The organism is Nocardioides sp. (assembly GCF_034670285.1).
Taxonomy (GTDB): domain Bacteria; phylum Actinomycetota; class Actinomycetes; order Propionibacteriales; family Nocardioidaceae; genus Nocardioides.
This window is the reverse complement of sequence record NZ_JAXMNS010000164.1, coordinates 1-7681: the sequence shown is the minus strand read 5'-3', so window position 1 is coordinate 7681 and position 7681 is coordinate 1. Positions and strand designations below refer to the sequence as shown.

Below are 7681 nucleotides of genomic sequence, written 5' to 3'. Positions count from 1 at the left end.
GTGAAGAACTCCTCGGGGGTGTTCTTCACCAACCCGCAGACCGATCGGGCCAAGGACTTCCTCGGCAAGATCCTCAAGCACTGAGCCGCCATCAGTACGGCCTTCGACCTTCACCGCACCACTCGGAGTAACACCCCCAAGTAGGAGGAGACAGCAATGCGCACCATGAAACTCAGGACTGCGGCAGCCACCGGGCTGCTCGTGGCGCTCTCGGGCGGGCTCGCCGCGTGCGGCGACTCGGGCTCGGACGGTGGCGGCGTCGACGTCCAGGCCGAGGAGGTCGAGGAGGGCAAGTTCGAGGAGGGCTCGCGCATGGCCGAGCTCGCCGAGGCAGGCGAGATCACCGTGGGTGTGAAGTACGACCAGCCCGGACTCGGCTTCAAGAGCGCGACCGACGACATCCCGACCGGCTTCGACGTCGAGATCGCCAAGCTGTTGATCGCCGACCTCGGCATCAACCCGTCCGACACCGACGCGGTCACCTGGGAGGAGACCATCTCCGACAACCGCGAGCCCTACCTCGAGGCCGGACGTGTCGACCTCGTGCTCGCGTCGTACTCCATCACCGAGGACCGTCGGCAGGTCGTCGGTCAGACCGGGCCCTACTTCATCACCGGCCAGCAGATCCTGGTGGCGAGCGACAGCGACGTGGAGTCGATCGACGACCTCGTCGGTGAGACCGTCTGCTCGGTCACCGGCTCGACCTCGCTGAAGAACGCCGAGGAGGCCGGCGCCGTCGGCGCCCCGGCCGACACGTACTCGCAGTGCGCCGAGGACGTCCTGAACGGCACCGTAGAGGCGATGACCACGGACGGGTCCATCCTGCTCGGTCTTGCTGCGCAGAACGAGGGCGAGCTGAAGGTCGTCGGTGACGAGTTCTCCGAGGAGCGCATCGGCGTCGGCTACAGCCAGGACCACCCGGAGATGTGCGAGTGGATCAACGGCGTCCTCGAGGACGCCTACGAGGACGGCTCCTGGGCCGAGGCCTTCGAGGCCACCCTCGGCGGCGACGACGTCGAGACGCCGGAGCCCCCGGCCCTCGACGAGTGCCCGAGCGCCTGATCCCCAGGTGTCGCTGAACTGATCGGGGCGGGGTGCGTCCTCCAGGACGCATCCCGCCCCGGCACCACAATCTGAAGGATCACCCCATGGACGTAGTGCTCGACAACGCCGGCAACGTTGCCCTGGCGTTCGGCTACACCCTGAGCCTCTTCGTGGTGGCCGGCGTGCTGTCGCTGATCTTCGGATCAATCCTCGCTGCCATGCGAGTGGGGCCGATCGCCGTGCTGCGCAAGGCCGCGCTCCTCTACGTCACGCTGATCCGCAACACCCCGCTGCTGATCGTCATCATCTTCTTCCGCTTCGCCGGGCCCAAGATCGGCCTCACCTTCGGATTCGTCGACATCACCATCGGCGACCTGAGACTGAACAACCTCTACGCCGCCTGCGTGGTCGGGCTCACCGTCTACACGACGTCGTTCGTGTGCGAAGCGCTGCGCTCAGGCATCAATGCCGTGCCGCTCGGACAGGCCGAGGCCGCCCGAGCGATCGGGCTGCCGTTCGGCGGTGTCATGACCCAGGTGATCCTGCCGCAGGCCATGCGCCACTCGCTGCCGCCCATGGCGAGCGTACAGATCGCGCTCCTCAAGAACACCACCGTGGCCGGAGCACTCGGCGTCTTCGAAGCCTTCGCACGCATGCGTGGGCTGACCAATGACTTCGCCTCGTCCCGCACTGAGATCTTCCTCGTCTTCGCACTGATCTTCGTCGTGCTCGTCGAGGTGCTCTCCTTCGCCGCCCACCGACTCGAGCGACGCTGGAGGATCGCCTGATGGCCGCTTCTGTTCTCTTCGACGCCCCGGGTCCCAAGACCGTCGCCCGGCACCGGGTCTACACCGTGGCCGCCTACGTGGGTCTGCTGGCGGTCCTGGCCTTCATCGCCTGGAAGCTGAACGAGTCCGGGCAGTTCGCCTACGCGCTGTGGGAGCCAGTCCTCACACCCAACATCATCGAGGTCATCCTCGTCGACGGGCTGCTCAACACTCTGAAGATGGCGTTCAGCGCCATCGTTCTCGCCGTCATCTTCGGGCTCGCCTTCGGCATCGGCAAGATGTCCGAGCACGCCTGGGTCCGGTGGCCCTGCTGGGCCGTGGTCGAGTTCTTCCGCGCCGTGCCGGTCCTGCTGCTGATGGTCTTCATCTTCTACCAGTTCGGCGGGGTGACCAACGGTGACCCCGGCGCCTACTGGAGCGTGGTCGCGGCTCTGACGCTCTACAACGGCGCCGTGCTCGCCGAGGTCTTCCGCGCCGGCGTCAACGCGGTGCCAGCGGGTCAGGCGGAGGCCGCTTACGCCCTGGGTATGCGCAAGTCGCAGGTGATGCTGATCATCATGCTCCCCCAGGCAGTGAAGATCATGCTTCCGTCCATCATCAGCCAGTGCGTCGTGGCGCTGAAGGACACCAGTCTCGGCTACGCGATCGCCGCCGTCGGTCTGTCCACTGTCTCGCGACTGGTCTACATCGAGTACGGCAACCAGCTGCAGGTCGTGTTCGTCGTGGCGATGCTCTACATCAGCGTCAACATGGTGCTGACGTGGATAGCGACCCTGGTGCAGAAGAGGTTCGTGGGCGAGAAGAGCCCGATCGCCCTGGAGTCGACGGACGAGCCCGTCTGAGGACGATCGTTCAGGCGGTCGGTTCCGACCGGCCGCCCGTCGATGCCGCCGACTCACGCAGGGCCGTGATCATCTTGTCGGGGTCCTCGGCGGTGTAGACCGCGCTGCCGGCCACGAAGACGTCGGCCCCGGCCTCGGCGCAGCGCTCGATGGTCTCCAAAGAGACTCCCCCGTCGACCTGGAGCCCGGTCTCGACGCCGTGCTTGTCCATCATCGCGCGGGCGCGACGGATCTTGGGCAGCACCAGGTCGAGGAACTTCTGGCCACCGAACCCGGGCTCCACGGTCATCAGCAGCACCATGTCGAGCTCGGACAGCATGTCCTCGTAGGGCTCGATCGGTGTGGCCGGCTTGAGGGCCATCGACGCGCGTGCACCCTTGGCGCGGATCTCCCGGGCCAGCCGCACCGGCGCCTTGGTGGCCTCGACGTGGAAGGTCACCGAGCCGCAGCCGGCCTCGACGTACGCCGGGGCGTGGACGTCGGCGTCCTCGATCATCAGGTGCGCGTCCAGCGGGATCGACGTGCTGCGCGCGAGCGCCTCGACCATCGTCGGACCGAACGTCAGGTTGGGCACGAAGTGGTTGTCCATGACGTCGACGTGCACCCAGTCAGCGCTCGGGATCCGGGCGATCTCGGCGCCGAGAGCGGCGAAGTCGGCGTTGAGGATGCTGGGGGTGATCTGCATGTGGGGCGACGGCATGCTCCGGATGCTATCGGCGACGCGTCGCGATGCCGTCCACGACGGCGTCATCCGCACGGGTGTGGTCGCTCACACGAGGGATCGCCAGGCTGAGGCCATGAAGATCATCCTCGGCCTCGTCATCATCGTCGTCCTGGCCTACCTGGGCTACCGCATGTTCTTTGTGAACGCCCACCGCGACTGACTTCCCGTCCCGCGATCCGATGTGATCAGGTCTCGCCGCGCACGAACTCCACGTCCAGGTCGGCGACCTCGCAGCCGAGCAGCTGCAGTGCCCGCACCAGCTGGAGCGCGAGCCGGTTGGCCGAGATCAGCGGCGTCTGCCGCGAGAACGTGCGGTAGTCCTGCGACCAGGGCTTCTCCCAGCCCTTGCTGAGCAGCGTGTCGATGGTCTCCTGCGACATCTCCCACTCGCCCCCGAAGGCGGTCGCGCCGACGACCTCGCCGACCAGGAAGTCGCGAGCCGCAGTCGCCTGCACGTAGCGCCGCGGTCTCGCAGGGGCTGCCTTGGCCTGGCCGAAGATGCCCTTCCTGGCCGGCTCGACCTTCTCTCCGATGATCAGGGAGTCGTCGAGGTCGAGCGCGATCAGCGACGAGGTCAGCCGACGGTTGAGGTCGTTCCAGTCGCCCCTCACGAGCTCTCCCCCGCATCGGGCTCCGCCGGCGGCTCCGCGCCCGCGGCCTCGTCGCGGTCGGCCCACTCGAGGAGGGGTGCGAGGTCGAACGTCGTGGCAGGATCGTCGATGTCGGCGTGCAGGTCGCCGATCTCCGCGAAGCGGGCCGGCATCGTGACGATCGTGAAGTCCTGCGGCTCGGCGTCGTCGATCTCGTCCCACTGCACCGGTGCCGAGACCCGCGCCTCGGGCACGCCCCGCACGGAGTAGGCCGCCGCAATGGTGTGGTCGCGGGCGTTCTGGTTGTAGTCGACGAACAGCTTGTGGGGGTCGCGGTCCTTGCGCCACCACGTGGTCGTGACGTCGTCCGGGATCCGGCGCTCGACCTCGCGGGCAAACGCGAGCGCGGCACGCCGTACGCCCTTGTGGTCGTGGTCGGGAGTGATGCGCACGTAGACGTGCAGCCCCGCGCCGCCGCTGGTCTTCGGAAAGCCGACCGCACCGAGCTCGTCGAGGACCTCGTGGGTCACCGCAGCAACGCGTCGCACCTGGTCGTAGTCGGACAGGGGTCCGGGGTCGAGGTCGATGCGCCACTCGTCAGGGCTCTCGGGGTCCTCGCGACGGCTGTTCCAGGGATGGAACTCGACGGTCGACATCTGCACCGCCCAGACCACGGCGCCGAGCTCGGTGACGCAGAGCTCGTCGGCGGTGCGGTCGAAGCGCGGAAAGTGCAGCTGCACGGTCTCGACCCACGGCGGCGCCCCGTTGGGGAGCCGCTTCTGGTGCACCTTGGGCCCCTCCACCCCCTTGGGGAAGCGGTGCAGCATGCAGGGCCGCTCGAACAGGGCGTTGACGATGCCCGGGCCGACCGCGAGGTAGTAGTCGACGAGGTCGAGCTTGGTGGCGCCGAGCTGCGGGAAGTACACGCGGTCGGGGTTGCTCACCCGGATGACGCGACCGTCCACCTCGATCTCGACGGACGGCGACTTCGTGGGCACGCCCTCACCGTAGTGGCCGTGTCGTGGTGGGGCGCTCACGAGCGCCGCAGGACCGCCATGAACATCGCGTCGGTGCTGTGGCGATGGGGCCACAGCTGCACCGTGCCCTCGAGCCGACCGTCGCAGTCGGGCACGTCGGGCAGCAGCGCTCGGGCGTCCTCCAGCGTCACGTCGTCGCGGGCGGCCAGGACAGCGCTGACCACCTCAGTGGTCTCGGTCAGCACGGGCGAGCAGGTCGCGTAGAGCACAACACCGCCGGGGCGCACGAGGTCGAGCGCCGAGCCGAGGAGAGCGCGCTGGAGCAGCACCAGGGCCACCAGGTCGTTCGGCTTGCGCCGCCAGCGCGACTCCGGGCGGCGGCGCAGCGCACCGAGCCCACTGCAGGGCGCGTCGACCAGCACCCGGTCGGCCGAGCCCGGCGCCAGCGGAGGCTTCCGACCGTCGGCGGTCACGACCCCCCGGGCTCCCGAGGCGCCGCGGAGGCTGCGCTGCACGAGGCGGGCGCGGTGCTCCTGGGCCTCCACAGCGAGCAGACCGGCGCCGCGCTCGGCGGCAAGGGCGGCAAGCAGTGCGGCCTTGCCACCCGGACCGGCACAGAGGTCGATCCACAGGTCGTCGCGCCCCTCGACCTCGGCGGCCGCGAGGGCTGCGGCGACCAGCTGGGAGCCTTCGTCCTGCACGCCCGCGCGACCCTCGGCGACGGCCGGGACCTCGCCGGGCGCGCCGCCCTCGAGCGTCACGCCGTACGGCGAGTACGGCGTGGGGGTGCCGGGCAGCTCGTCACGTGTCGAGCGACCGGGCCGAGCGACCAGGGTGACCTTCGGGGGCACGTTGTCAGCGGCCAGCAAGGCCTCGAGCTCGGTCGCCCCGACCGCCTTGCGCAGCTCGTCGACCACCCAGGCCGGGTGGCTGTAGGCGATCTCGGCGTGCTGCTGGGGGTGCGTGGCCGCGTCGGGTGCCACCTGGGCGATCCAGGCGTCGAGGTCCTGGGCGGCGACCTTGCGCAGCACCGCATTGGTGAAGCCGGCTGCGCCCTCGCTGACCGTGGCCCGCACGAGGTCGACCGACGTGCTGATCGCGGCGTGGTCGGGCACGCGCATCGCGAGGATCTGATGGGTGCCGAGGCGGAGCACGTCGAGCACCTTGGCCTCGACCTTGTTCAGCGAGCGGTCGACGCACGCCGACAGGATCGCGTCGTAGGTTCCGCGCCAGCGGATCGAGCCCGAGGCGAGCTCGGTCACGAAGCCCGCGTCGCGCGGACCGAGGGAGAAGTGGCTGATCACGGCCGGAAGCACGAGGTTGGTGTAGGCGTCGTCGACGCGCACCGTCTTGAGGACCTGCAGCGCGGCGAGTCGTGCCACGTCGACGTCGGTGCGCCGACCTCGACGCTCAGACATCGGCGCCGAACACGAGGCCCGACTCGAGACGAGCCCCCCGAGCCCAGTCGGCGGCGTCCATCTGCTTCTTGCCGAACGGCTTGACCTCGCCGAGGATCGCGGCGTAGGTGCCGGTGCCGACCAGGACCTGCTTCTTGCCGACCGCCAGCTCGCCCGGGGGCAGCCGCAGGCCGTCGGCGGGGTCGGTGAGGGTGATCGGACCGATCTTGATGCGCTCTCCGTCGTACGTCGACCACGCGCCCGGCGCCGGGGTGCAGGCCCGCACCTGACGGTCGATCGCGGTGTCGGGGTCGTTCCAGTCGATCTGGGCGTGCTCGACGCGGATCTTCGGGGCCATGCTGACGCCGTCGGTGGGCTGCTCGAGCGCGGCGAGCTCGCCGGCCTCGATGCCGTCGAGGGTCGCCACGAGCAGGCCCGCACCCCCCTCGGCGAGGCGGGTCAGCAGGTCGCCGGAGGTGTCGGTGGGGCGGATCCGCTCGGTCATCACGCCGAACGTCGGACCGGCGTCCATCGCCTTGACGATGCGGAACGTCGTCGCGCCGGTGACCTCGTCGCCGGCCCAGACGGCGTGCTGCACCGGGGCTGCACCGCGCCAGGCAGGCAGGCAGGAGAAGTGCAGGTTGACCCAGCCGTGGGGCGGGATGTCGAGTGCCGACTGCGGCAGCAGGGCGCCGTAGGCGACCACCGGGCAGCAGTCGGGGTCGAGGGCCCGCAGCGCCTCCTGGAACTCGGGCTCGCGCGGGTGCTCGGGCTTGAGGATGGGGACGCCGAGCGTCTCGGCGCGCTGGGCGACCGGGCTCGCGACGAGCTTGCGACCTCGCCCGGACGGCGCGTCCGGGCGCGTGATGACCCCGACCAGCTCGTGGTCGGACTCGGCGATGGCGTCGAGGGCCGGCACCGCGACCTCGGGAGTTCCTGCGAAGACGACTCGCACCGTGACCTCAGATTCCCAGACCGCGGGTGGCGTGCGGGCTGATCTTGACCGTGGGCGGCTCGACGCCGAACCACTGCGACTCGCGGATCTCGCGCATCGCCATCTTGCGGGCCGCGGCATCGAGGCGGTCGATGAACAGCACGCCGTCGAGGTGATCGGTCTCGTGCTGGATCGCGCGCGCCAGCAGGTGGCTGCCCTCGATCTCGACCGGCTCACCGTGCATCGACCAGCCGCGCGCGACGACCGAGAGCGCGCGACGGCAGTCGTAGGTCAGGTCGGGCAACGAGAGACAGCCCTCGGGCCCGTCCTGCTCGTCGACCGACAGCGTCAGGTCGGGGTTGACCAGGTGACCGACCTCGCCGTC

Annotated in this window: 10 protein-coding genes; 4 read left to right on the top strand and 6 right to left on the bottom strand. The window is 69.5% G+C overall.

The window, feature by feature from the left end; genetic code table 11:
* Positions 1-156 precede the first annotated feature (156 nt).
* The 3 genes from VOI19_RS09880 to VOI19_RS09870 all read left to right on the top strand — a co-directional run bounded on the left by VOI19_RS09880 (position 157) and on the right by VOI19_RS09870 (position 2674).
* Positions 157-1062: a glutamate ABC transporter substrate-binding protein gene (locus VOI19_RS09880; protein WP_323792794.1), complete on the top strand. Its 906-nt coding sequence runs from the start codon at positions 157-159 to the stop codon at positions 1060-1062.
* A gap of 86 nt (positions 1063-1148) precedes the next feature.
* Positions 1149-1832 carry an amino acid ABC transporter permease gene (locus VOI19_RS09875; protein WP_323792793.1) on the top strand — a complete coding sequence of 228 codons (684 nt, stop codon included), beginning with the start codon at positions 1149-1151 and terminating at the stop codon, positions 1830-1832.
* Entirely contained in the window at positions 1832-2674 is an 843-nt protein-coding gene (locus VOI19_RS09870; RefSeq protein WP_323792792.1) for an amino acid ABC transporter permease, read from the top strand. Before VOI19_RS09875 ends, VOI19_RS09870 begins: the two co-directional genes overlap by 1 nt.
* Before the next feature lie 10 nt (positions 2675-2684).
* On the opposite strand, the gene rpe is transcribed toward VOI19_RS09870, so the two are convergent.
* Positions 2685-3374: a ribulose-phosphate 3-epimerase gene (rpe, locus tag VOI19_RS09865; RefSeq protein WP_323792791.1), complete on the bottom strand. Its 690-nt coding sequence runs from the start codon at positions 3372-3374 to the stop codon at positions 2685-2687.
* Here rpe and VOI19_RS09860 point away from each other — a divergent pair.
* Positions 3358-3558: a hypothetical protein gene (locus VOI19_RS09860; RefSeq protein WP_323792790.1), complete on the top strand. Its 201-nt coding sequence runs from the start codon at positions 3358-3360 to the stop codon at positions 3556-3558. The genes rpe and VOI19_RS09860 overlap by 17 nt on opposite strands.
* Positions 3559-3583: 25 nt before the next feature.
* Here the strand turns inward: VOI19_RS09860 and VOI19_RS09855 are convergent, their stop codons facing one another.
* From VOI19_RS09855 to VOI19_RS09835, 5 genes are all read right to left on the bottom strand, one after another.
* Positions 3584-4009 (bottom strand): TY-Chap domain-containing protein, encoded by a 426-nt coding sequence (locus VOI19_RS09855; RefSeq protein WP_323792789.1) that lies wholly within the window; start codon positions 4007-4009, stop codon positions 3584-3586.
* The gene (ligD, locus tag VOI19_RS09850; RefSeq protein WP_323792788.1) at positions 4006-4986 is read right to left on the bottom strand and encodes a non-homologous end-joining DNA ligase; all 981 of its coding nucleotides are present in this window, start codon (positions 4984-4986) and stop codon (positions 4006-4008) included. Before ligD ends, VOI19_RS09855 begins: the two co-directional genes overlap by 4 nt.
* A 35-nt stretch (positions 4987-5021) precedes the next feature.
* The gene (locus tag VOI19_RS09845) at positions 5022-6383 is read right to left on the bottom strand and encodes an RsmB/NOP family class I SAM-dependent RNA methyltransferase (protein WP_323792787.1); all 1362 of its coding nucleotides are present in this window, start codon (positions 6381-6383) and stop codon (positions 5022-5024) included.
* Positions 6376-7317, bottom strand: a complete 942-nt coding sequence (gene fmt, locus VOI19_RS09840; RefSeq protein WP_323792786.1) for a methionyl-tRNA formyltransferase — start codon at positions 7315-7317, stop codon at positions 6376-6378. The genes VOI19_RS09845 and fmt overlap by 8 nt, the downstream gene beginning before the upstream one ends.
* Positions 7318-7324: 7 nt before the next feature.
* A partial coding sequence (locus VOI19_RS09835) for a peptide deformylase (protein ID WP_323792785.1) occupies positions 7325-7681 on the bottom strand: 357 nt, incomplete at its 5' end.